Raw genomic sequence first — 22,152 nt, 5'->3', positions numbered from 1 at the left:
CCCATCCTGGTCGTGGGGCGAGTGAGCTGGAGTCGGAGCCGCGCGGCGCTAGCTGTGGCTGATTGAAACGGGCTGAATCCTCTCAAATGATGCCCCGCGCGCGGAAGGAGGCGATATCTTCCTGGCTGTAGCCAAGCTCGCTCAGGATCGCGGCGGTATGTTCGCCCAGCCGTGGGGGCTGATAGCGCTCTTCCTGGGAGGTATCGGAGAGGCGTGGCAGGGCGCGCAGCGCGCCGAGCGTCCCACCGGCGATCTCGCTCATCTGGACGACAGCACGGGCCTGGGCCTGGGAGTCACTGAGGGCCTCTTCCAGGGAGTAGACCGGCCCGACGCAGGCGTCGAGATCGGCCAGCTCGGCCAGCCATTCAGCGCGTGTCTTGGTTTTGAAGATGCTTTGTAAGATGGCGATCGCCTGTTTGCGCTCCTCTGGCCCGACAGGCGTATGGAACGGGAGCAGCTCTAGATGGCCGATGCGAGTGCAGAAGGCGTGCCAAAATTTCGGCTCGAGGGCGGCCAGGGTAATGTAGCCACCATCTCTGGTCTCATAGATATTGTAGCAAGGCAGGCCACCGTCGAGGGGAGAGTGTCCCGGTTGGGGGGCCTGGCCTGTCGTCAGGTAAGTGCTGATGGCTAGTGGAAGCAGGGCCATTGCGCCCTCGGTCATAGCGACATCGACGAAGCGTCCCTGACCGCTCTGGCTGCGCCCGACAAGGGCCGTAAGAATGCCGATCACGGCCATCAGGCCGCCGCCGGCCAGATCAGCCAACTGGGTGGGGGGCATGACTGGCCGCCCCTGTTGATCGCGGTTGTAGTGTAGCAGACCAGCGTAACCGAGATAGTTCAGGTCGTGCCCTGCGCGCTGGCTGTAGGGTCCGTCCTGACCGTAGCCGCTGATGGCGCAATAGATCAGCTCAGGGCGAACCTCGCGTAGCTGCTCGTAACCCAGGCCCAGGCGCGCCATTACCCCGGGCCGAAAGCTCTCCAGCAAGACATCGGCGCTGCGCACCAGACGCAGGAAGATCGCCCGGCCCTCCTCAGACTTCAGATTGAGCGTCAGGCTGCGCTTATTGCGGTTGACAGCCAGAAAGGCCAGGCCCATGCCCGCGGGACCGTAGGGGGGCATGTTGCGCCCATAGTCGCCGCTACCAGGCTCTTCAACCTTGATCACATCGGCGCCAAAGTCGGCCAACAGTTGTGAGGCGTAGCCGCCAGGCAGAAGACGGGAGAGGTCGAGTACACGAATGCCGCTCAGAGGCTGGGTCATGCCTGCTCTCCTTACTGCAGTGTGGAAACTCCTGGTCCGTCCAGGGCGTTTGACTAACGCTGTCTGTCTGCTTGCAACGATTCGCGCGCGGCGATGTTCGCTATGTTATAGCAGGATTAATCAGCCCTGTCAATCCTTCTCCCAGAGCAGGGGTAGGCTACCTGATCTTAGTGAGGGCCGGGGGCGCCTCGGCGCGTAGAAGGGGCCGGCGGCCTTCGTCAGCCAGCGCTCTGGGGATAGCCTCTGCGGTCTGCATGCGCCGAGATGGAGGGCGCAGCGTGATACAATGCTTTCAGAGCTAAGAATCTGTTGGAAATGAGGAGCAGAGGAGTAGATGCCTATCGCCATTGTTGTTCATGGAGGAGCCGGCGTAATCCCCGAAGAGCGGGCTGAGGTCGCACAAGCTGGTTGCCGGGAAGCGGCAGAACTGGGATGGCGCGTCCTGGAGCGGGGAGGCTCAGCGCTTGATGCGGTCGAGACGGCGGTACGTGCGCTGGAAGATAATCCTGTTTACAATGCGGGTACGGGAGCCACGTTGACACAAGATGGCCGGATCGAGCTCGATGCAGGCATCATGGAAGGGCGTACCTTGCAGGTCGGGGCTGTCGCTGCCGTCGAGGGGGTGAAGAATCCGATTACGTTGGCGCGGCGCGTCTTGGAAAGTCCTCATGTACTGCTCGTAGGGCATGGGGCCCAACAGTTTGCCCTGGAGCAAGGGATTCCGCTCTGCCGCACCGAAGAGCTGTTGACCGACTATCAATATCGGCGCTGGCGCGAAGCTCGGCGAGAGACAGCGGGCCAGATGAGCGAGGAAGACGAAGAAGAGCCGCTTTTCTACCGTCTGGAGGTAGCGACGACAACCTTTGTCCCCGATGAGGGAGAGCCTCCCTATTATCGCCTGCAGGTCGGCGCTACCAGCATTCATCTGGACGAGGAGCGACATGGAACGGTCGGAGCCGTGGCCCTGGATGAGTCGGGCCTATTGGCGGCAGCTACTTCTACAGGCGGCATCTTTCAGAAGTATCCCGGGCGCGTCGGCGACACTCCTCTTGTCGGTTGTGGCTTTTATGCTGACGAGCATGCGGCGGTCTCCTGTACTGGTCAGGGCGAGGATTTCGTACGCTTGCTGCTGGCGCGGCGGGCCGCCGATTTTGTGGCGCTGGGGGCCAGCGCCGCTGTAGCGGCTCAGGCGGCAATCGCGGTCTTGAGCGCCAAAGCCACTGGCAAAGGGGGAATCATCATTGTCGATGCGCAGGGTCAGGTCGGACTGGCCCATAACAGCCCACAGATGGCCTATGCCTACCGCTGTTCGGGCATGGAACAGTCAGTTTGTGGCATCTAGGGAAGCGCAATGCCGGGTATCTCGCCCTCTTCAGGGCCGGCTGGCCGGCCTCGGCTGGCTGGCCAGCCAGGGCGAGATCACTTCACTCACCATCTCGCCAGTTCTGGATACCTCCTTTCTCCTCCCCTTCTCCTGCCGGCTTCCCTGACTTTGCGCTGCTCCTGCTGAGCTTGCCGGTTTGCTCATCTAATGCAGTAGCAGCGTGCTCAAGAAGAAGCCCAAGACAAAGAAGCAGGCGAAGATCACCAGACCGCAGACCAACAGGAGGAGGAACGGGATCTGCTGCTGCTCCTGTCCTGGCTCTGCCTCTGGCCTGACGCCGGCAGAAGGTGGCGTACCGGTATAAGAGTAGAAGGGGTTCTGTGGCTGAGCGGGAGTCACCTTCAGCGAGCTATCGGCTACGGTAGGAGAAGCCGGTGAGAGTTCCAGGGCGGGACCTGCGTGAAGGCCGGCGCTGGCGGATGGCGTTGGGGAAGCAAACGAAGAGAGGCGGCGTCCTCCCTCGCCGCTCGGCAGCGATGGGAGGGGCTGGCCTTCCGTTTCAGGCAGCAAAGGCGTGGGGGTGAAGGGGCGAGCGGCAGCGCTCTCCTCCACTGCCGGCGCTGCTACAGCCACCGAGACAGGCACGGCGGCCTCAAGAGCCTCTCCCAGCGCCTTCAGCTCCATATAGAGAGCTTCGGGTCTATTGATATGCTGGGGGTGATCGCGCATCACCGCGCGAGCGATGAGGTCGCATAGCTCTGGGGGGGCAGTACGCAAGAAGCGCAGGCGACCGTCGGATGGTGGTTCGACACTCGTAGCGCCGGCGGGGCGTCCTGCCAACAACTGATAGAGCAAGAGGCCGGCGGCGCGGGTATCGTCATCAAGGCGGCCCTCACTCGCCTGACCCCAAGGCAATTCCTGATCGGAGAGCACGATGCCGGCGGCGCCGACCACGCTCCAGGCGCTGAAATAGGCAACATCGCTGGGAAGAGCGAAATTATTGACGCGTAGAAAGCCCTGTCGATCGCGCAGGATCGCGGAGGGCGTGAGGTCGCCGTGGCAGACGCGGCGTGTGCCGCTTGCAGCGTAGACCAGGGCCTGACAAAGCTGACAGCCAAACTCAATCACCTCAAGAGGGGAGAGCTGGCGCTGAAGCAGGGCCGCGAAATCCTCGCCCTCGACGTATTCCTGCACCACATAGAGCTGATCGCCCTCGCCGACGATATCGTAGAGGCCCACAATATGCGGGTGGGAAAACTGAGCTGTCATACGCAAGGCGGTGCGGTAGACAGACACCTGCGACGGGGGCACCGCCTTGACAGCGACGGGGCGCTGCAGCACCTGGTCCAGGCCCTGATAGACGGTGCAAAAAGGTCCCTGCTTAATCAAGCGTCGCAGCAGGTAACGCCTGCAAATGACCCGGCCTGTTTCCACAATCGATGCCTCTTTATCAATCAAAGCGATTACAGATCCTGGAGAGCCAGCGTCACCGCCCCGACAAGGCTCGCCTGGGGGCCCAGCTTGCCCTGAACGATGCGCAGATGCTGGCTAGCCGCGGGCAGACAGAGCGCGCGCAGGCGCTCGCGCAGGGGGGCGATCAGGGGTTCCCCTACGAGCGCGACCGACCCGCCTAAGATGATCATACCGGGATTGACAAGATGAACGATATTGGCCAGAGCGAAGGCCAGGTAAGTCAGCACTTCCTCGATCAGGCAGCGGGCCACCGCATCGCCCTCGGCGGCCAACTGGAAGACCTGTCCCACCGTGATGCGCTCGGCGCGCCCGTCGGTGAGGCGATGGATGGCTGCCAGCGTCGCCGGGTGTTCGACGGCGCGCCCGATCAGCGTGCGGACGATAGCCTGAGCGGAGGCGATGGCCTCCAGGTGACCATAGCCGCCACACGAGCATTTCGGGCCGTTGGGCATCACGAGCAGGTGGCCGATCTCGCCGGCGGTCGAGGTTACTCCGTGGTAGATGCGGCCATTGACAATCAGGCCGCCGCCGATGCCGCGGCCCAATCCGACGTAGAGGGCTACTCGCTCCCCGATGCCAGCGCCGTAGAGTACTTCGGCCAGAGCGGCGGCGTTCGCATTATTGTCGATGATGCAGGGCACGTTCAGGCGCTCCGCCAGGTAATCCTGGAGGGGGAAGTTATCCCAGCCGCGCGCGTGATAGAGCGTCCGCACGATCCCCTGTGAAGCGTCAACCGGCCCGCCCACAGCCACGCCCACGCGTAGCACACGCCCGCCGCGCAGGCGTTCGGGAGCCAACACCTCTGCTAGCATGGCCTCCAGCAACTGGAGCAGAGTCGTCGTATCGGGAATGTACTCCAGCGGGCGGCGTAGCTGATAGAGAATGTTGCCGTCCAGATCGGCCAGTGCCACCGATTGACGTGTGCCGCTGCCGCTGATCTCGATCCCCACTACATAGCCCTGGGTTGCCAGCAGCTTACCGGTTGACCTTGGCGCCTGGCTGCTGCCTTGTGTAGACACGCTCCTGTCTCCTCTTGCGGGCTTGCCTGGTGCTGCCGGTGTGGCAGGAGAAGAAAGAAAGATAGATAGATAGACAGAACAGCTTACAGCAGAAGGGAGAGGGCAGCTTGCGGCGCCCGCCAGCGCTTGCTTGCGCTCTCGCTGTCCTGCTCGCTTCTTCACTAAGGCTGCTTCCTACTCACGCCCTGGCGCTGCCTCGCTCTGCCCGCCAGCGGGGTGGGCCATTCCAGGAATTCTGATTACTCCCTTGTTACAGGCAGTGCTCTCTAGATGAACGAGACAGCGGCTTCAGTATATCATAAGAAATGCCTCACGCAAAGTACGTTAGGATGGCTGTCTTACCTCAGCCTGCTCTTGCCAGCTCGCTTTGTAGGCCGTGCTCTGACCTTTTGCTTGCACGAGAAAAAGGCTAACCGCTACAATTGGATGGAGAAGGCATGAAGCTATGTTCAGGTCAGCTAGAGGTCGGGCGGTGTGGCCTGGCTTCTGGCCGGTAGTGCTGCAATGATGTGATGATCTATGAGGGAGAGCGATGGTCTCATCTGCGCTAGCTGAACCGCGTACTTTTGTGGGGCGGGGCCTCAGTCCGCTGAAGCGGGCGGTGACGGTGGTGGCCCTGCTGACTATTACGCTGGCGGTGCTCCTTATTGCCTGGCATGAGGGGCTGTCTGCGATTGGGAGCACGATTGCGGCCTTGCTCTTTATTGCTGGCTTTATCTATTATCTGTGGATAATTGCCCCGCAGCCTTTTACGATCACGGTCAGTGCGGAGGAAATTGTGAAGCGTGACCGGCGCGGCGAGGCGGTGGCGCTGCGCTGGGAGGAGCTAGCGCGTGTCAAGGAGGAGTTCTTCCCCAACGGTACACGCATTAGTCTGGCGCTTTACCGCCGCCCGACAGCCACAGAGGGAGCCGAGGCGAGCGGCCAGCCGGTGCGCGTCTGGGTGGTCTATCGCGATGATGTCGATGATTTGGATGGGCTGACGGCCCTCGTGCAGCAGCTAAAACCCGCCGACTGCCGCTGGGAGAGCGCCAGAGTCCATGAGTGATGCTTGACCATCACTCACGGACTCCTGGAGCGCTCGCTGTCTTCTGGGTTGCTCTGCGCGAATCGCTCGCCGCGGCATGGCTGCTTCGCCAGTCGGGCGCTGCGGTTCGTTAGAAGCGCTTTTTTATAGGCCGATTACCTTAAAGCTAGTGATGGCGAGCTGAAAGCCGAAGCAGGAGAGGCCCACCTGTGTGGTAGTGAGATAGCGGTTATCAGTAACGGCCAGGAGCTGGCCGCCGTCGATCAGCAGCTTGAGGCTGTTACCCTTGACTTCGACACGGTAGGTGTGGCTGCGGTTCCCAGGGTTGAACGGGACGCTAGCCAGGATTTGGCTATCGATGCTGAAGGTGTAGTAGCCGTTGGCGATGAGGCGCGCCTGATAGGGGTTGTTATCTAACCCTTCGTAGGTGATAGCCGCGATATAGCCGTGCCAGGGGTTCTTTGTGGGGTCCCCGCGCACCGTGATGCCGAAGCCATCGTTGTAGCTGCTATTCGCTGAGGTAATTTGAAGGGTGACTTCTACTGCGTAGTTGGAAACGCCGCCGAGTGAGCAGGGGGCCCCAATCGTCGGCTGCAGGCTTTCATCGTCGTTCGTGCCATCATTGAGCAATTGGCCGTTGAGAACTTTCCAGTCGGAAGAGCCAGACCAGCCATTCCAGCCGTGTGCGGCGTCGGCCTGGCAGAGAATGCTACCAGAGGCCGGCTGCGTGGTTGGCGAGGGTGTCGGCCCTGCCGGCGAGGCGGTCGCAGTCGCTGCGCTGCTTGGTGATGTCGGCTCCTGATTCTGGCTGCTCTGGGTAGCTCCGGTCTGCGCAGTGGGAGGTGTGGATGTGCTCGGTTGGGTACTGCTGCCCACTTTGATGAAATTGAAGATCAGCGAGATCAGGAGCAGCAGACTCAGCAGTACAGTGATGCCAATGTAGAGGCCTCCTGGATGGCGCCTGCTTGCTGGCGCTGGCAACGGTGAAGAAGGTGGAGGAGTAAGGGTCGAGGGTGGCGTGGGCTGGCCCCCATGTGGGACGGGCGTAGAAGGACCGATCGCTGCTTGCCAGCTCATAGCGGGCGGCGGTGGGGGTATAACCGTCTGGCCCCTTTCGCTCTGCGCAGAGGGTGGCATGGGGGTCTGGTTAGCCTGGAGCACTGTCGATACGTCGCTGGTGGCGAGCTGGCTGAGTTGGTCGATGATACGCTGATTGTAAAGGGAGCATTGGGGATTGACGCAGACTCCACTACTGTGGAGGCGGTGACCACATTGGCCACAGAACTGCGGTAAATCAGCGCTACTCTGGCTCATGACAAGGCCTCCGTATTAGTCAACATCGGATAGTGTCGGATGGATAGGTAGCTGTAGCTGCTCTTTCAACTCTGCATGTTCCTCCCGATCCTTCGTCCGCTTCTTTTTATCCCCCTTATTGTAGCACTGGTAGTGTCTACCTGTCTGTGAACTCTCTCTCTCTACGCTGCATATGTGGACCGTCTCGGCTCTATCTGTGGGCGCTAGTGTTGACCTGACTCAGGCAGGCGGCCAGGTAGTATAATAAAAGCACGAGCCGCTTTCCTCGCGGCCCTGCAGCAGGACATAAAGGCGGTCTTCTGTATGGATGCACGTATCTCTCAGCACCATCTGACGGTTCGTGAACAGCTGGTCCTCAGTTTCCTCTGGCTCGGACTGAACATCCAATCAGCCGCTCTCTTACCGATCGTTATTCCGACGCAAATCCTTCTGTTTGTGGCTCCGGGCCAGGTGGGGAGTGCCGAGCAGGCGACCTTTCTCGGTTGGCTATCGGCTATGGGCGCTTTTTTTTCGCTTGTCGTGCCCCCGATTGTCGGTCTGCTCTCCGATCAGACCAGCAGCCCCTTTGGTCGACGGCGCCCCTACATCGTGGTTGGGGGAGGGCTGACGCTCTTGAGTGCTCTGCTGTTGGCGGGGGCTGTTAGTGCAGCGCTGTTGGTGGTCGGGCTGGCGCTCTTCCAGTTTGCCAGCAATGTGGTATGGGCCGCGTATCAGGGCTTGCTGCCTGATCTGGTGCCCGAGGATCAGCGCGGCGAGGCTTCCGGCTACATGGGCCTGATGACTATCTTGGGCAATGTTGGCAGCCTGGGTTTGGCCGCCTGGCTGCTTGGCGGGGTAAGTCTGGGATCGCTCGGCGCTCCTCTGATTATGCGAGGAGCGCTGATTTACTATGTGGTTACCGATCTGGTGATGCTCCTCGGTATTGTAGTGACCGCCTTCGGTGTGCATGAGGTGCCTTATCATCCGGCGGCGCAGGCCGAAAGCCGGCTTCGCTCCTGGCAAGGACTGCGTCACTGGCTGGTCACCAACTGGGTCGCTCCCTGGCGCAGCGCCAATTTTACGATCGTCTTCATGACGCGCTTCTGCGTCATGATGGGCCTGTACTTGTTCATGACGTTCATCGAGTACTACTTTGCCAACGTGGCCCGCGTCTCGAATTTCGTTCAGCAGACGGCGGCGGTGGCGACTCTGGCCCTGGTGGGCGCCTTGTTGAGCACGCTCGGCCTGGGGATGCTCTCAGACCGCTTCCGCCGGGCCCCGCTTGTCTGCCTGGCGACGCTGGTGATGGGGCTGCCAGCCCTGGCCTTTGTGGTGGCGCCGGCGGCGCTCCCTCTCTGGCCGTTAGGATTGCTCTTCGGCCTCGGCTATGGCGCCTATACGAGCGTCGATTGGGCGCTGGCTATTGATGCGCTGCCATCGCTGGATGTGGCCGCCAAGGATCTGGGCCTGTGGGGGGCCTCTTCTAACCTGCCCCTGACGCTGGCCCCTTTGATCGGTAGCCTGGTCATCAGTCTGGCTGCCAGTCATGAACAGACGGCACTAGGTTATCGTCTGGTCTTTGCGCTGGCGGCTTTCTTCCTTCTGCTGGGGGCGGTTCTGGTGCTACGTGTGCGTGAGCGGCGCGCCAGGCGTAAGCATCCAGACGCTCACGCTCCCGAGGCACTGGCCTCTTCTCAGGCCCCGTCGGTGACAGACTCGCCTGGGGCGAGCCGCCAGGGGACCGGCCAGAAGGCCAGCCGGGTTCGGATCAGTCCCGTCTGGTCACTGGCGCGCGAGACGCGGGCTGGCGAGGCGCAGGGCATTATGCGCTTCTGGACCTTTTGGGAGAGGCTGACACTTGCTGTACTGGGGATTCAGCCGGTGCCCAATGCCCCCTATGGTCTGTTTCAGGCCCGCTTGACGCGCTATCGAGGACGGCGTCCGCTGCTGTTGCCCGATGGAACGCGTATTGGCCACGGCGACCCGGTGCTAGAGCTGCACTTTGCCAATCGACGTGTGCGCGATGCCGCGCTGCAGCGTTCTCCGTGGGAGCTGCTGCGTATGATGAGGGCGGATCTGGGCGCGCTGGCAGCCTGGCTGCAAACGCCGACCTGCGCTCAGGTCCGCGCTATCTATGGGGTGACGCTCTTGAGCCAGGCAGCGCCACGTCTGGGCTTTACGTTGCGCGAGAGACCGCGTAACCTCTGGAGTCGGGCCGACCGCCTGTTTATGACCGGCCTGCTCCTGCTTTATCATCCGCAGGGGCGGGCCCGCCTGGCTCGCGGCACCACCTATGGCCGCTATCCTAAAGAAGTCTGGATGTCGCGCGCCGAGCTGCTGCGCCGCTATGGAGGTCCCGCCAGCTCAGCTCAGACAGCGAGAGACCAGCCTGCGTTGAGCTGAGCAGGTCGCCCCTCGGCTCGCTGAGCCAGGTAGCTTCTGACTTTCGGTTGACACAACCATAACAAGGCGCCTACAATCACAATAAGGCTGCCGGCAGGGTCAGCGCCTACTGCTCTTCAGCTCAGCAGGCACGAGCGGCGCTGACCAGTCGGTGGTCTCTGCTTCATAGGGATTGAGCTTTTCCGTGTCTGTGTTATGAGGCTCCCAGTCGCGGATCAGCAGGCCAGGCCAGGCAGAAGGAGCAAGTAAGAAAGGAGGATCGGGACGGGAGGTGCATTGAGTGGGGAGAAGGGAGAGGGGGGAAGCCGGAATACAGGTAATCGGCTGGCCGGCTGTGCGGCTGGGGAGAGCGGTGAGTGAAGGTGACTCTCTTGAGCGAAGATAGTAAGAAGAACCGTGCAACGCCTGCTGAGCGCCCCAAGCATCCCGCTGAGCTAACGCCAGGGGCCGAAGAGGTGGTCAGTGGCGTCTGGAAAATCACCCTGCCTATTCCGTTCCCTCTGCGCACGGTCAACATCTACGCCCTGGTGGGCCGTGATGGCTGGGCCCTGGTGGATGCGGCGATGGGCACGCCCGAGGCGCGTGCTGTTCTGGCCGAGGGATTGGAACGGGCCGGCTTGCGCCTGCAAGATCTCCGGGCCCTGGTCCTCTCGCATCATCATCCCGATCACATCGGGCTGTCGGCAGAGTTACAGGAGCAGAGTGGCGCCACGGTCTATATGCATCCCATCGATGCCACTATTATGCAGGCTATGTGGCATGGCCAGCCTCAGCGTTCCTTCGCTCAGGCCAATCAGTTTTTCAGGCCGCATGGCATGCCACCCCTGGAGCCGACCGTTAGCTCACAGTTGCCGCCGGAAGTGCTGAACTTTGTGATTCGCGTGCCTACGGCGGAGGCCATTACCCACGTCGAGGATGGGGCTGAAATCACCTTAGTCGGGGAACGCTACCGCGTCATCTGGACGCCCGGCCACTCAGATGGCCATATTGTGCTCTTTCGCGAGCGCGATGGTCTCTTGCTAGCCGCCGACCACGTCTTGCCGCGCATCACCCCCAATATTGGTCTCTATTCGGAATATAGCCGGTCTAATCCGCTGGGGGACTACATTCAGTCCCTGGAGAAGGTGCGTCACCTCCCCGCCAGCCTGGTACTTCCGGGGCATGGGGAGCCGTTCCGCAATTTGGCGCGGCGCGTGCGGGAGTTGATCAGGCACCATGCTCAGCGCGAACTGGAGATTCTCTCGCTGCTCGGGCGACGTCCTCAGCATGCCTATCAGCTCGCTGAGCAGCTTTTCGGTCCCCGCCTGAAGAATGATGAGGCGCGCCGCATGGCGGTGGCCGAGATTCTTTCACATTTAGAGCATCTGCGGCTTGGTGGCTATGTCAAGCAAGAGCGTACAGATGATGGTCTGATTCTGTACGCCGCCGTCTAGGAAATTTGGCTATGGTAGAGCTGTCACACCGCCTGGCAAGCCAATTTTTTACTTGTTCGCTCGCTATGAATCGGCCTGCCAGGCGGCTTCAGCCTCACAACCTAGCTCTGAAGCTTGACGAGCCGCTTGTATTTCGGAAAAGTGCGTGCTATATTCTATTTGGCAGTGAGGTTGTCATGCCGCTTGACTGGCCCGGCGTCTTCGGAGCCGTGACCAGGAGCGGCCTTGCATCGACAGTTGTGTTGTAAGGAGGTCTCCATGGCAACAGCGAAGAAGAAGGAAGTTGCGACGATTGGCCGTCAGGAGCTGGCCAAGCGCATCGCTCAGAAGGCGGATATCTCTCAGAAGCAAGCAGGCGTCATTTTGGAAACGACGCTGGACGTGATTCGCGATGCCCTCAAGTCCGGCGATGAGGTTCGTCTGGTTGGCTTCGGCTCCTTCAAGGTCCGCAAGAGCGCGCCGCGCAAGGGCGTCAATCCGCGCGATGGGAAGACCATTCAGGTGCCTGCAAAGAATCGCGTGCGCTTCTCCGCTGGTAAGGAGCTGAACGAAGCCGTTCAGAGCAAGAAGTAGTCGTCGTAGTCACTCGTAGTGCGTCTCTTCTCCTCACTGCCATTGGGTCCCTTAGCCCCTGGCACGCCCTCGCTGGAGCAGGGAGAGGGGCGAGATTAAGAACGAACGCCGCTAGCCCCGCCCCAATCGACCTTGCTCCTCCTCGTGCAGGCCACGGGGCTGCTGTTTACTCGTTTGGCTGAGCGCCCGGCTGCTTGCCTTCCCCTACCTTGCCTTCCCCCTGAGCGCAGTCCCCTCTTCTCTCTTTCTACCCCGGATCACAAGCCATCCTTTTCGTTAGCTGTCTCTCTCCGCCGCTGGCCCTGACCTGTGTAACTAACGCCTGGCCGCTTCTGGACCAGGCTGCACCGCGGCTCGCCTGCTGACGGGACCTGACCCCTCTCCCGCTTCTCAAGTGCCTTTTTGTTTCCTATGCGCTCTTTGTGCGCAGGGCTGGCCAGAGATTGCAGGCCAGGCAGACGATCGTGGCTAATCCCAATGGTCCAGATAGGCCGAAGAGGAGATTGAGCAAGGGGCCGCTCATAGGCCAGAGGGTTCCGAGCAGTGGTGCGAGGAGTAGGGGCAGAACGCGCAGCAGGCTGGCCAGGTTCCCAAGCCAGAGGGTAGCTGCGACGAGGTGCGGTGAGGCGATCTGGCTGCCGGAGAAGCCTGGCACCATGCGCGGGGCGATGCCACTGATGAGCAGAGTGATGAAACCCATTGCCAGGCCGTGACGGGCGGCATCCAGGCTGAAGGGAAGCGTATGGCCACTGAGCAGGATCAGGCCGCTGCCGATCAGCAACAGGGCGGAGAAGAGGGCCCACAGGTAAGCGCTGGCGATGAGGGCCACAAAGGGACCGTAAGCTTGGCCCTGCTGGGCGGTGTGGCGGCGGTAGGCGCGCGCAAGGGCTTCCGGGGTCGGAGAAAGCGCTGCCACATGCGCCGGGAGCCGACCACGCCGGCGCATCATGCTGATGAAGATGGTGACAAAGCTGGCGATAACGCTGCTGATCAGCAGCAGGCCTGGCCCTGCCAGAAAACGGAGGGGCCAGCGAGAAACGACGGTAGGATCGGCGCCGTTGGCGAGGCCCAGGCCCAGGCAGAGGAGAAGCAGACCCAGGCCATAACCGCCGGCCAGGGGCCAGAGAATGCGCCGCGGAAAGGCTTCCAGGCCGGCATACATGGGCAGCGATTGGGCGGAAACGGCCAGGGCAAAGGGGATAAGGAAGCCGAAGAGACCAAGGCTGACATTGAGGTCATCCCCGGGCTGAGACACAAGACCGCCCTGGCTGGCGGCTTGCAGCATATTGGCCGCGTTCAGACAGGCAGCCGCCGCCAGGGAGAGGGAGGCCAGACCGATAAATGGGGCGATGCTCAAGAAGGCTTTGCGCGTGCTCAGTGCGGGACCGCGCCACAGGAGTAACAGGTACTCGCTGGTGGCGAGCAGCAGAGCCAGCCCTTCGCTGCCGCCACTCACGACCAGGGCTGACCGCCAGAGAAGGCCGGGGCCTGTCAGCGTTAGCAGCGGTTGGGCCAGCGCGCGCAGGAGCAGGCCAGCGACCTGCAGGCCGAGGACCCAGGGAACCAGTCGCGCTAGCGGGAGAGCAGTACCGCGCAAACGTGGCAGGAAGTGGAAGGAGACGCCTATGACGAAGAGCGCCGCCCAGCCGTAGAGCTGGAGATGGCCGTGGGCCTGTACCAGCGCGCTCCACCAGCTTCCCACGGGCAGACCCACGGCCTGGGTCACGGTCAGTAAGGCCGCCAGCAGGAAACCGCCACCACTACCAATGAGTAAGGCGGCTCGCAGCAAAGGGGCGACGAGTGTGAAAGGCTCTTGCGATCGCTCATTGCCTCCAGAGACGCTGGCCTTGCCCGTCAACGGGGTAGCATCTGCCGCTGACATCACTCCTCACCTCCGTGGGCTTGCTGCATGGCAGTGGCCTTTTCTGCCGCCGTGGCGCTGGCGGAAGTAGCCGCCTGGTCCTCTGCAGCAGAGGTGATCAGTGTGATCAGGAAGACACTATCTTGCAGGGCTTCAACGCTATGGGCTACATGTGGCGCCAGGTGCAACAAGGTGCCCGCTCGCATACTGATGCGCTCTGGGGCCAGCGTGAACAAGAGGTGCCCGCTGATCACCTGAATGAAGGCTTCATAGCTCGTACGGTGCTCGTGGATCTGTTGCCCCGCCTTCAGAGCCAGCAGCAATAGCCGTGCCGTGGCGCTTTCCCAAAGTGTGCGCGTCGCTGGTCCCTCGCTGCGAAAAGTGGCTGAGGCCGCCAGGTCGAAAACCTTGAAATGACCTGGGCCTTGCGGCTCCCCCGACCTGCTCTCTTGAGGAGGGCTGGCCTGCTCCTGTTCCTGCTGCTCCATATCTCCTTCTTCCTCCTTCCTTTGCTACAGCTATCCTCGCGGTTGCTCTCCTCGCCGTCAACAGCAAAAACTGTGGAGCTCAGCTAGCGCGCTTGACAATGCGGATGACCCATTCCTCGGGCCCCTGCTGCTCCGGTATCCAGTCGAAGGCATCCGGGTATTCGGCCATCAGTTGGTAACGCAATGGGGCCGGATCGTGATCGTTGATCAGGCGCAGCGCGCTGCCTGGTTGGAGCGCCTCTAAGCGGCTGAAGATGAGCGGATGGCGCTCGCGCGGAATAATGGTGCGCACGTCAAGTGTTTCTGCAATGTTATCGCTCATACGTTCTCGTTGTCCTCCTCTGTTGACCAGGGCAGAGAGCAAGGGATCTATCGCAAGCGATGATCGTGCTCTTTGACCATCACGGTTAGCGTGTCCTGATGACACGAGTCGAATAGAGAGGTGACCACCGTGCCGGCGATGCCAGGCAAGCACCCGGGGGGTGATGATCTGTGCTTTCCTGACCGGGTGGTGCCTCTCTGCTCCCAAGTATGGCAGCCTGTCTAGAGAAATACCGTGACTTTTGTCGCAGCCTGGCCTGCCGCCGGTCTCCTATACTTGACACCGTGATGACGGTGAGCTGCCGCTGCTCCGCGGTCCTCTGCTGAGCTGACCTCGTCCCTCGCTGAGCTTAGAGCGCAGCCGAGGCAGCGGGGCAGCGCTCTCCCCAGGCACACAAGCTTACTTGGGAAGACCCGCAAAACAGAAAGAGAGGGCTGCCAAAGACTATGCTTGATGAGGAAAGCATCGAGCGCGTCAAGCAGGAGATTTACGAAGCCTTGCGCACTGTGGACGATCCTGAGCTGGGGGTAAACCTGGTTGATCTGGGGCTCATTTATGGGATTAACCTCACTCCCGATGGCTTCGTCACCATCCGCATGACGCTCACCACGCCCGGTTGTCCGATGCATGAATCGCTAGCCGATGGGGTGGGGGCGGCACTGGCCCATATCCCTGAGCTGACGGGCGGAGAAATCGAATTGGTCTGGGAACCGCGCTGGACACCGGCGCGCCTTACTCCCGAGGGGCGGCGCCTGCTGGGGCTGGCCTGACAGTGTGGACTGCCAGGCCGCCCCGGTGGGCCTTCCTTAAGATGAGGAAGACAGATGAGCAGAGGGCCATGAGTGAGCGAACAAGCGGATCGGTCTGCCGTTAGCTGCGCAAGGTGCTCAGCCTCCACTCCAGGTGACGGACCACGCCAAGCACATTGAAAGCCGCACCCAAGAGACTCACTCCGATCAGTCCGGCTCCCAGGCGGAGTAGACCCTCCCAACCGAGAAGTATAGCCGGTATGAGCAGGACCAGCCCCCCATTGAGTAGCCAGAAACAAACCCAGGCAAGCCGCTCATGTACCAGCTCGCGCATCAGTGGCACCTTCTGATGACCAACCAGTGGCCCGTAGCGACTGTGCCAGACCAGAAACGGCACGATCTTGTAAAGGTAGCCGACTACGCTCTGACCGGTCCAGCCGACCAGCAGGCAGAGAAGAAGCGCCACAGGCCAGGTGGCCAGGGCACTGCCGCCGATGATCAGCGCGGGCAGCGCCGTCGCTGCGACCAGAAAGCAGAGCAGGGCGGCGATCCCGTGATACTGGGTCACATCTAACGGACGCCGCCGGCGGCGACGCAGCATGCGCCAGTAATCCCAGCCAAAAAGCCAGGCGCCAATCGCCAACACCAGCCCACCGGGCAAGGGCATCCAGGCCGCTCCCCCAAACAAACCGAGCGCCAAACCCACAATGCCCAGATTCAGCAGTCCTAGCACCGCCCAGCCCAGGCGATCATCATGATCGTGCACCAGCGCAAAGAGGCGCACCAGCGTATAGGAAACGCCTACCAGCGTATTCGTCAGCCAGCCCGCTACCCCCAGCGTCACATGAAGCGGCAGCACCAGCAGGGCCCCCAGGCCCAGGAAGCCATAGACAAAATTGAGGGCTGCCGTGAGGCCTAACCCAACGACCAGGCACAAGTAAAGCAAAGCACCGAACAGATAGAAGACCGTCAGCGGGCGCTTGCTTGCGGAGAGCAAGGTCGTGGTCAGAATGGCCACGTAGCAGAGTACCGCCACGATCACCAGAGAGCCACCCAGGACAAGCAGCCAGGGAAGAAAAAACCAGAAGCCGACCAGCAAGGCCAGGACACCGCCCAGGTAGAGCGGATAAACCACCGGTGTCAGCTTTTTCAGACGCAGGGGAGTGACAGCAATCACGGGCGTAAGCTGCTGTGAAGCCCCCAAGATAGTCATCGTGAGCCAGCCAAGCGTGACCGTATGGACAAGAGCCAAAACATGGGGCTGGCCGCGATTGATCACGGCCTCGGGCAGCACGAAAGGCAAGAGCAGCCCGGCCAGCGCAGCCAGACAACTGCCGGTTATTAGGAACGGCAGAGGGACACCAAGCGGCACCCCACGCCGTCCCAGCATCTCCGGCGAGCCAGCCTGCTGGTCCCTAATCCTGAAGGCCCCCGCGCGCGGACCCGCGTTCGCACCGGAGGCGGAGGGATCACCGGCCATTGAAAACATCATCATCACCTGCCTCATCTACGACGCAACGCACTCACTGTCCCGCGGGCACCTCCTCGCGCGTAAAGCGTACCACCCACTCATTAGGGGCCAGACAAACTGTCTCATGGCGAAAGCCGCGTCCACCCAACACTCCATAGAGCGGCACCGGCTCAAAAGGCGCCACGATCACCAGAGTCTCACCCACCTTCAGAGGAGTAGCCGCCTCCATAATGCGTACAAAAGGCTCATCGCCGCGTTCCAGGTCGGGGCGCACGTCCAGCAGAGCCGTCGCCTGCTGGCGCCAGAGCTGGGCCTGCTCGTGTGCAGTCTCCATAAGCCTCCTTTCCTGCTCAGTACTCTTACCGAGCGTCCAGCATTCACAGAGATCGTCAACCAACGCTACAATCCTAAGTGTAAAGCTCGGAGTTCGCCGACACAGTAACTTTTGTCGCATCTGGTTCGCGCTCGTTGAGGTAGCTCTACAAGCTACCGAGTGAGGAGAATATGGCGGTCGATCAGGAGGCGATACGCCGCATACCGATGTTTGCTAGCCTGGAGGCTGAAGACCTGGCGCGTGTGGCGGCTGTCACCAGAGAGCGGCGCTACGCGCGTGGCGAACTGATCATCATGGAAGGAGATCGCGGTGGGGCGCTGTACTATGTGCAGAGCGGCCTTGTCAAGGTCTTCAAGCTCTCACCCGACGGCAAAGAGCAGGTGCTGCGCCTCATCAGCGCCGGCTATACGTTTAACGACGTACCTGCGCTGGATGGTGGGCCCAATCCTGCCAATGTAGCGGCCCTGGAGCCAAGTACCATCTATATTATCGGTCGCGAGGAGCTGCGCCGGCTGATCAGAGAGCGGCCCGCGGTGGCCGAGGGCGTCATTGCCGCTCTGGCCCTGGCCCTGCGCCATCTCGTTGGCCTGGTCGAGGACCTTTCCTTTCGGCATGTCACAGCGCGTGTGGCCCGTATTCTACTGGAGCAAGAGCAGGCCTTGGCCGAGGGGCGTCAGGCGCGTCGTCTGACCCAGCAAGAGATGGCTGCCCTGGCCGGCACGGCGCGCGAAGTGGTGGGGCGCGCCCTCAAAGAGTTGGAAGCTGCCGGGGCCATCTCCGCCCGTCAGGGGCGCGTGCTGATTGTCAATCAGGAACGCCTGCGGCTCCTGGCCGGTAGTGGATCGGCCTTTGGATCAGGCTCGTAGCTTGCTCCTCTTGTATGCTAAGGCAGGCAAGGAGCTGACTTTCCCCGTCGGCGCGCTTGTCAGGACCCACTCCCATCAGTCACAATGGAGAAGGGGAAGCGAGCACGAGTGAGTTGGAGACGCTCCTCCTTCGAGGCCAGGCATGCCTGGCCTCTGGCAAGATGAGAGAAGGGGTGACCACCATGCTAGAAGAGCGTGAGACACGGACTATCAACGGGGTGAGGCTGGCCCTGATGCAGGGCAACATTGTCGAGGTTGAAGCGGATGCCATTGTGAATGCCGCTAATTCGGCTCTGGCTGGGGGCGGAGGGGTCGATGGGGCGATTCATCGTGCCGGCGGCCCTCAGATCATGGAGGAATGTCGTAAGATCGGCGGTTGCCCAACCGGCAGCGCCGTCGTGACGACGGCGGGCCGGCTGCGCGCGAAATACGTCTTTCACGCCGTTGGCCCCATCTATGGAGTGGATCACGATGCGCCACGCCTGCTAGCCAGCGCGTATCAGCGCTGCCTTGACCTGGCCGAGCAGTACGGCCTGCAGAGCATCGCCTTCCCCTCGCTGAGCACGGGCGCCTATGGCTACCCGCTCCATGAGGCTGCGCCTATCGCCCTGCAGACGATCATCGCTCATCTCCAGAAACCGACCTCCCTCAAGCGCGTCATGATGGTGCTCTACGGCGAGGAAGCGTACAGGGCCTATGCCCAGGCGCTCGCCTCGCTGGTGCCCGCTCAGCCATGAGGCGGCCATGCTCCACTGCCCCAGCGCGACAGCGATGGCTAGCCGCCGCGCTGGAGGCAGCGGCGCTCTCGTACTCTCCCCATCTTTTCCTAGGCCACGCTCGCCTAGCGGGAGACAGGCCCCCTGCTGTTAGGGCGGGCGTGCAGGTGGCCCAAAGGTTCCCGCTGGGGGGCGAGGCCAGTCCTACTCTTGTTTTTTCCAAGGCGAGCGCGCTATAGTTAGGGCGAGTGTCCCCATCCGTTCGACATCAAGGCACTAAGAAGCTTAAGCAATGAAAGGACGCAGCCGCGAATGGCGGCAGCCCGGTTCAGTCCGGGCAAGCCTGCCAGCCGGCGGTTGCGCTAGGTATACAATGGCGCAGGTGTTCATCACGCTCCATTATTGGAACCAATTTCTTATCCTGGCGACAGGCGCTATCACAACCATCTGGGGCTTCTTCCTCTTCTTTACGAAGAGAACCGAGACCTTCAGTCCAGCCTGGCGCATTGCCCTGATTGTAACAGGCTGCGTTGCAGCCCTGCAGGGCCTGCTTGGTGTCATCATGGTCCTCATGGGGCTTCGTCCTGGAACCGGCACGGGCCTCTACTGGCTCCACTACGTCTACGGGGCCATCGTCGTCTTTATCCTGCCCGTGGCTCTCACCTACAGCTCCAGCGGCAAAAACGTCCGGCGCGATGTCCTCATCTTCAGCATTGCCACGCTCATTCTGGTAGCGGCGGCCATTCGGGCCATGATGACCGGACCAGCCTAGCGCTTGTCTGAGAGAACGATCAGCCAGGGGGAGCCAGTCAGGCGTGTAGCAACGGATCAGCAAGTAAGTCGCCTAGGGAGGAGTCACCAGCGTGCGAGCATCTTTCATTCATGTCGCCGATATCCATTTGGGATACGAGCAGTATGGCGTTAGCGAGCGCTTCAACGACTTTGCCCGCGCCTTCTGGGAAATCATGGATGAGGCGGTTCAGCGGCAGGTCGACTTTGTCGTCATTGCAGGCGACCTCTTCAATAAGCGTTCCATAGATGCCCGCACCCTGCTGCAGGCCATCGAGGGGCTGCGGCGTTTACGGGAGCGCAACATCCCCGTCATTGCCGTCGAGGGGAACCACGACCGCAGCTATTACCGCGACGGCATCTCCTGGCTCCAGTTTCTCTGCCATCAAGGCTATCTGATCCTGCTGGCGCCACAAATGCGCGGAGGCGCACCTGTCATCGCACCCTGGAACAAACACACGATGCTTGGCTCGCACGTCGATCTGTTGGAGGGGCGGCTGCGCGTCTACGGGCTACCCTGGCAAGGGTCGGCAACGCTGCGCTGTCTGGAGGGATTGGCCGAGGCCCTGGCCGCTGAGCACGCTCGCCAGGAGAGCACCGGCCTCGAATATCGCTTGCTCGTTATGCATACCGGCATCGAGGGCGTAGTGCCACGTCTCCAGGGATTGCCATCGCTGAGCCACTTTCAGCGTCTACGCCCCTACGTCGACTATGTGGCATTAGGCCACATTCACAAGCCCTACGAGTTCGAAGGCTGGATCTATAACCCAGGCTCGCCCGAGACGTGGAGCGCCGAAGAAGCCCAGTGGCAGGAACGCGGCTACTACTTTGTCGAAATCGACACCAGTCAGGCACAGCCAGGCGATATGTCAGGACGCCCCTGCTACCATCGGGCCACGCATCTCGTCAACAGCCGGCGTCCTTTTGTCCGCCATGAACTGCGCGTTGATGGTCTGACAACTCCCGAGGCCATCTACGCCCGACTCGCGGAATTTTGCCAGCGGGAAGGTCCGCGCTATAGAGGTGCCGAGGAACGTCGGCGCCCAGTTGTCCAGGTCCAGCTTGTAGGAACACTGGGCTTTGACGCCGACGCCCTCGATCTCCAGCACATGGAAGAACTGTTACGCTCCGCTTTCCAGCCATTGCATGCCCGTGTCGAGAACAACACCAGCGACCGCGATTATCTGCTCGCTGGCGAAGGGCTGGACGGGCGCGATCGCTCCACCTGGCATGAGCTGGAGCGTCGCATCTTCGCCGAGCTACTCGGCTACGATAGCCGCTATCTACCGGCAAAAGAAGCCTGGGGGCTAATCCTGGCCGAACTCAAAGAGCGCGCCCTGCAGAAAGAAGATCCCGCCGTTCTGGCACAGTATCTACGCGAAAAGCGGGCAGAGCTGCTGTCTGGGAGCGGAGCAGCGGGAGCGGCCCCGTAGTCAGCCTGCCAGCACTCTTGCACGTCAGCGTCGCTGGCAACACGCGCCTGCGGCTCGCCAGCCGTAATCAGCAGTTAAGGCCGGAGGTAATCGAGCGCCGTACGGGCCAGGACCTCCACAGCCACAGGCAAGGCCTCCTCATCGATATTAAAGCGCGGATGATGGTGCGGATAGACAGCGCCCTTTTCCTCATTGCGCGCACCGACGATAAAATAGCACCCTGGCACAGCGTGCAAAAAATAGGCCATATCGTCGCTGCCGGTCGTCATCACCCGCTCATCGCTATCGACGCGCTCGGGCCCGACAGCGGCCACCGCGGCGCGATGCACCACTTCGGTCATGACCGGATCATTTACACAGGCCAGACAGCCATCGGCCACCTCAACCTCACACGTCGCCCGGTGAGCGGCGGCGATGCTCTGCGCCATCTGGCGCAAGCGTTCGATCAGGCGCTGACGATGGCCCTCATCAAAGGTGCGCAGCGTGCCCTGCAAGAGGGCCTCTTCGGGAATGATATTGAAAGCTGACCCGGCGTGGACACTGGCGATCGTCAATACTGCCCGTTCAAACGGCGAAGTCTCGCGGCTAATCAAGGTCTGGAGCGCCAGAATAATCTGAGCCGCGGTCACCACCGGATCGATCGCCCCCTCGGGCATAGCGGCGTGACCACCTTTGCCTTTGACGCGCAGCTCTAAGCGATCGGCGGCGGCGAAGATCGGGCCGCTGCGTACCCCCACGCGTCCAACCGGGTGGCCGCTAAAGAGATGCAGACCGATCACCCCATCGACGCCCTGCATCACGCCAGCCTGCACCATTGGAGCTGCGCCCCCGATTACCTCCTCAGCCGGCTGGAACACAAACTTAACCGCGCCCTTTAGCTGATCGCGATGGCGGCTCAGGAGCGTTGCCACCGCCAGAGCAATCGAGACATGACCATCGTGACCGCAGGCGTGCATCTTCCCATCGACAGTTGAGCGATAGTCGATCTCATTCAATTCATGGATGGGCAGGGCATCCATATCGGCGCGAATAGCCAGCGTGCGCCCCCCCTCTCCCGCGGTCCCGCGCAGCAGGCCGACCACACCAGTCTTAGCAATCCCCGTCTCCACTTCCAGGCCGAGCGCGCGCAGGCGACCGGCCACGATGTCGGCAGTGCGCACCTCCTCAAATGCTAGCTCGGGATGCTGGTGCAAATCGCGCCGCAGGGCCACGATCTCCGGCACCATCTCATCGATTTCCTGCTTCAAGGTATCATGCTCAATAGAAGCCATGTTCTTCCTCCAGCAGAAGAAATGACCGGACCGGCGAAGCAAC

General features: G+C 61.6%; 20 protein-coding genes. 10 read left to right on the top strand and 10 right to left on the bottom strand.

All coding sequences use genetic code 11. The annotated features are described in order from the left end of the window. Positions 1-82 precede the first annotated feature (82 nt). A complete protein-coding gene (locus AC6H1L_RS10580; RefSeq protein ID WP_497601452.1) occupies positions 83-1,264 on the bottom strand; it encodes a CaiB/BaiF CoA transferase family protein in 1,182 nt (393 codons plus the stop codon). Positions 1,265-1,598: 334 nt separating this feature from the next. Between AC6H1L_RS10580 and AC6H1L_RS10575 the strand changes: the two genes are divergently transcribed. Further along, positions 1,599-2,606, top strand: coding sequence for an isoaspartyl peptidase/L-asparaginase family protein (locus AC6H1L_RS10575; RefSeq protein ID WP_497601451.1), 1,008 nt, complete (start codon positions 1,599-1,601; stop codon positions 2,604-2,606). 186 nt (positions 2,607-2,792) lie between these two features. On the opposite strand, the gene AC6H1L_RS10570 is transcribed toward AC6H1L_RS10575, so the two are convergent. Beyond that, complete coding sequence (locus AC6H1L_RS10570) at positions 2,793-4,046, bottom strand: protein kinase domain-containing protein (protein WP_497601450.1); 1,254 nt, start codon at positions 4,044-4,046, stop codon at positions 2,793-2,795. A gap of 5 nt (positions 4,047-4,051) precedes the next feature. Then, positions 4,052-5,080: an ROK family protein gene (locus AC6H1L_RS10565; protein WP_497601449.1), complete on the bottom strand. Its 1,029-nt coding sequence runs from the start codon at positions 5,078-5,080 to the stop codon at positions 4,052-4,054. Between the two features lie 532 nt (positions 5,081-5,612). On the opposite strand from AC6H1L_RS10565, the gene AC6H1L_RS10560 reads away from it, so the two are divergent. Next, positions 5,613-6,128: a hypothetical protein gene (locus AC6H1L_RS10560; protein WP_497601448.1), complete on the top strand. Its 516-nt coding sequence runs from the start codon at positions 5,613-5,615 to the stop codon at positions 6,126-6,128. 123 nt (positions 6,129-6,251) lie between these two features. Here the strand turns inward: AC6H1L_RS10560 and AC6H1L_RS10555 are convergent, their stop codons facing one another. Continuing rightward, on the bottom strand, positions 6,252-7,421 hold the full coding sequence (locus AC6H1L_RS10555) for a LamG domain-containing protein (RefSeq protein WP_497601447.1): 1,170 nt from the start codon (positions 7,419-7,421) through the stop codon (positions 6,252-6,254). A 303-nt stretch (positions 7,422-7,724) separates the two neighbouring features. Between AC6H1L_RS10555 and AC6H1L_RS10550 the strand changes: the two genes are divergently transcribed. The 3 genes from AC6H1L_RS10550 (at position 7,725) to AC6H1L_RS10540 (ending at position 11,809) form a co-directional block, all read left to right on the top strand. Then, positions 7,725-9,803, top strand: coding sequence for an MFS transporter (locus tag AC6H1L_RS10550; RefSeq protein WP_497601446.1), 2,079 nt, complete (start codon positions 7,725-7,727; stop codon positions 9,801-9,803). A 371-nt stretch (positions 9,804-10,174) separates the two neighbouring features. Then, the gene (locus AC6H1L_RS10545) at positions 10,175-11,236 is read left to right on the top strand and encodes an MBL fold metallo-hydrolase (protein WP_497601445.1); all 1,062 of its coding nucleotides are present in this window, start codon (positions 10,175-10,177) and stop codon (positions 11,234-11,236) included. 258 nt (positions 11,237-11,494) lie between these two features. Next, a complete protein-coding gene (locus tag AC6H1L_RS10540) occupies positions 11,495-11,809 on the top strand; it encodes an HU family DNA-binding protein (RefSeq protein WP_297160676.1) in 315 nt (104 codons plus the stop codon). 409 nt (positions 11,810-12,218) lie between these two features. Here the strand turns inward: AC6H1L_RS10540 and AC6H1L_RS10535 are convergent, their stop codons facing one another. The 3 genes from AC6H1L_RS10535 to AC6H1L_RS10525 all read right to left on the bottom strand — a co-directional run bounded on the left by AC6H1L_RS10535 (position 12,219) and on the right by AC6H1L_RS10525 (position 14,480). Continuing rightward, a complete protein-coding gene (locus tag AC6H1L_RS10535) occupies positions 12,219-13,691 on the bottom strand; it encodes a hypothetical protein (protein WP_497601444.1) in 1,473 nt (490 codons plus the stop codon). Continuing rightward, a complete protein-coding gene (locus AC6H1L_RS10530) occupies positions 13,691-14,158 on the bottom strand; it encodes a cupin domain-containing protein (protein ID WP_497601443.1) in 468 nt (155 codons plus the stop codon). Before AC6H1L_RS10530 ends, AC6H1L_RS10535 begins: the two co-directional genes overlap by 1 nt. Before the next feature lie 79 nt (positions 14,159-14,237). After that, positions 14,238-14,480 (bottom strand): DUF2249 domain-containing protein, encoded by a 243-nt coding sequence (locus AC6H1L_RS10525; protein WP_497601442.1) that lies wholly within the window; start codon positions 14,478-14,480, stop codon positions 14,238-14,240. Positions 14,481-14,926: 446 nt separating this feature from the next. Here AC6H1L_RS10525 and AC6H1L_RS10520 point away from each other — a divergent pair, with 446 nt between their 5' ends. Further along, positions 14,927-15,250, top strand: a complete 324-nt coding sequence (locus AC6H1L_RS10520; RefSeq protein WP_497601441.1) for a metal-sulfur cluster assembly factor — start codon at positions 14,927-14,929, stop codon at positions 15,248-15,250. A 100-nt stretch (positions 15,251-15,350) separates the two neighbouring features. On the opposite strand, the gene AC6H1L_RS10515 is transcribed toward AC6H1L_RS10520, so the two are convergent. Together AC6H1L_RS10515 and AC6H1L_RS10510 are read right to left on the bottom strand one after the other, a co-directional pair. Beyond that, positions 15,351-16,724, bottom strand: coding sequence for a hypothetical protein (locus AC6H1L_RS10515; protein WP_497601440.1), 1,374 nt, complete (start codon positions 16,722-16,724; stop codon positions 15,351-15,353). Between the two features lie 28 nt (positions 16,725-16,752). Then, on the bottom strand, positions 16,753-17,034 hold the full coding sequence (locus AC6H1L_RS10510; protein ID WP_497601439.1) for a DUF2249 domain-containing protein: 282 nt from the start codon (positions 17,032-17,034) through the stop codon (positions 16,753-16,755). A gap of 170 nt (positions 17,035-17,204) precedes the next feature. On the opposite strand from AC6H1L_RS10510, the gene AC6H1L_RS10505 reads away from it, so the two are divergent. From AC6H1L_RS10505 to AC6H1L_RS10490, 4 genes are all read left to right on the top strand, one after another. Then, complete coding sequence (locus AC6H1L_RS10505) at positions 17,205-17,900, top strand: Crp/Fnr family transcriptional regulator (protein WP_497601438.1); 696 nt, start codon at positions 17,205-17,207, stop codon at positions 17,898-17,900. Positions 17,901-18,082: 182 nt separating this feature from the next. Continuing rightward, a complete protein-coding gene (locus tag AC6H1L_RS10500) occupies positions 18,083-18,637 on the top strand; it encodes an O-acetyl-ADP-ribose deacetylase (protein ID WP_497601437.1) in 555 nt (184 codons plus the stop codon). Between the two features lie 271 nt (positions 18,638-18,908). Continuing rightward, a complete protein-coding gene (locus tag AC6H1L_RS10495; RefSeq protein ID WP_497601436.1) occupies positions 18,909-19,388 on the top strand; it encodes a hypothetical protein in 480 nt (159 codons plus the stop codon). A 91-nt stretch (positions 19,389-19,479) separates the two neighbouring features. Further along, positions 19,480-20,838 (top strand): metallophosphoesterase family protein, encoded by a 1,359-nt coding sequence (locus tag AC6H1L_RS10490; RefSeq protein ID WP_497601435.1) that lies wholly within the window; start codon positions 19,480-19,482, stop codon positions 20,836-20,838. 74 nt (positions 20,839-20,912) lie between these two features. Here AC6H1L_RS10490 and AC6H1L_RS10485 read toward each other — a convergent pair whose 3' ends face one another. Further along, a complete protein-coding gene (locus AC6H1L_RS10485) occupies positions 20,913-22,109 on the bottom strand; it encodes a M20 metallopeptidase family protein (RefSeq protein WP_497601434.1) in 1,197 nt (398 codons plus the stop codon). Positions 22,110-22,152: the final 43 nt, after the last annotated feature.

Source organism: Thermogemmatispora argillosa (assembly GCF_059696725.1).
The sequence above is the reverse complement of the archived record's forward strand: the minus strand, read 5'-3'. Positions and strand labels throughout refer to the sequence as shown.

What these genes read in the sequence shown, in the direction of transcription:
- AC6H1L_RS10510 (WP_497601439.1), bottom strand. Translation starts at nt 17,034, where the DNA reads ATGGAGACTGCACACGAGCAGGCCCAGCTCTGGCGCCAGCAGGCGACG.
- AC6H1L_RS10505 (WP_497601438.1), top strand. Translation starts at nt 17,205, where the DNA reads ATGGCGGTCGATCAGGAGGCGATACGCCGCATACCGATGTTTGCTAGC.
- AC6H1L_RS10555 (WP_497601447.1), bottom strand. Translation starts at nt 7,421, where the DNA reads ATGAGCCAGAGTAGCGCTGATTTACCGCAGTTCTGTGGCCAATGTGGT.
- AC6H1L_RS10520 (WP_497601441.1), top strand. Translation starts at nt 14,927, where the DNA reads ATGCTTGATGAGGAAAGCATCGAGCGCGTCAAGCAGGAGATTTACGAA.
- AC6H1L_RS10495 (WP_497601436.1), top strand. Translation starts at nt 18,909, where the DNA reads ATGAAAGGACGCAGCCGCGAATGGCGGCAGCCCGGTTCAGTCCGGGCA.
- AC6H1L_RS10500 (WP_497601437.1), top strand. Translation starts at nt 18,083, where the DNA reads ATGCTAGAAGAGCGTGAGACACGGACTATCAACGGGGTGAGGCTGGCC.
- AC6H1L_RS10550 (WP_497601446.1), top strand. Translation starts at nt 7,725, where the DNA reads ATGGATGCACGTATCTCTCAGCACCATCTGACGGTTCGTGAACAGCTG.
- AC6H1L_RS10575 (WP_497601451.1), top strand. Translation starts at nt 1,599, where the DNA reads ATGCCTATCGCCATTGTTGTTCATGGAGGAGCCGGCGTAATCCCCGAA.
- AC6H1L_RS10525 (WP_497601442.1), bottom strand. Translation starts at nt 14,480, where the DNA reads ATGAGCGATAACATTGCAGAAACACTTGACGTGCGCACCATTATTCCG.
- AC6H1L_RS10530 (WP_497601443.1), bottom strand. Translation starts at nt 14,158, where the DNA reads ATGGAGCAGCAGGAACAGGAGCAGGCCAGCCCTCCTCAAGAGAGCAGG.
- AC6H1L_RS10485 (WP_497601434.1), bottom strand. Translation starts at nt 22,109, where the DNA reads ATGGCTTCTATTGAGCATGATACCTTGAAGCAGGAAATCGATGAGATG.
- AC6H1L_RS10580 (WP_497601452.1), bottom strand. Translation starts at nt 1,264, where the DNA reads ATGACCCAGCCTCTGAGCGGCATTCGTGTACTCGACCTCTCCCGTCTT.
- AC6H1L_RS10540 (WP_297160676.1), top strand. Translation starts at nt 11,495, where the DNA reads ATGGCAACAGCGAAGAAGAAGGAAGTTGCGACGATTGGCCGTCAGGAG.
- AC6H1L_RS10515 (WP_497601440.1), bottom strand. Translation starts at nt 16,724, where the DNA reads ATGATGATGTTTTCAATGGCCGGTGATCCCTCCGCCTCCGGTGCGAAC.
- AC6H1L_RS10560 (WP_497601448.1), top strand. Translation starts at nt 5,613, where the DNA reads ATGGTCTCATCTGCGCTAGCTGAACCGCGTACTTTTGTGGGGCGGGGC.
- AC6H1L_RS10535 (WP_497601444.1), bottom strand. Translation starts at nt 13,691, where the DNA reads ATGTCAGCGGCAGATGCTACCCCGTTGACGGGCAAGGCCAGCGTCTCT.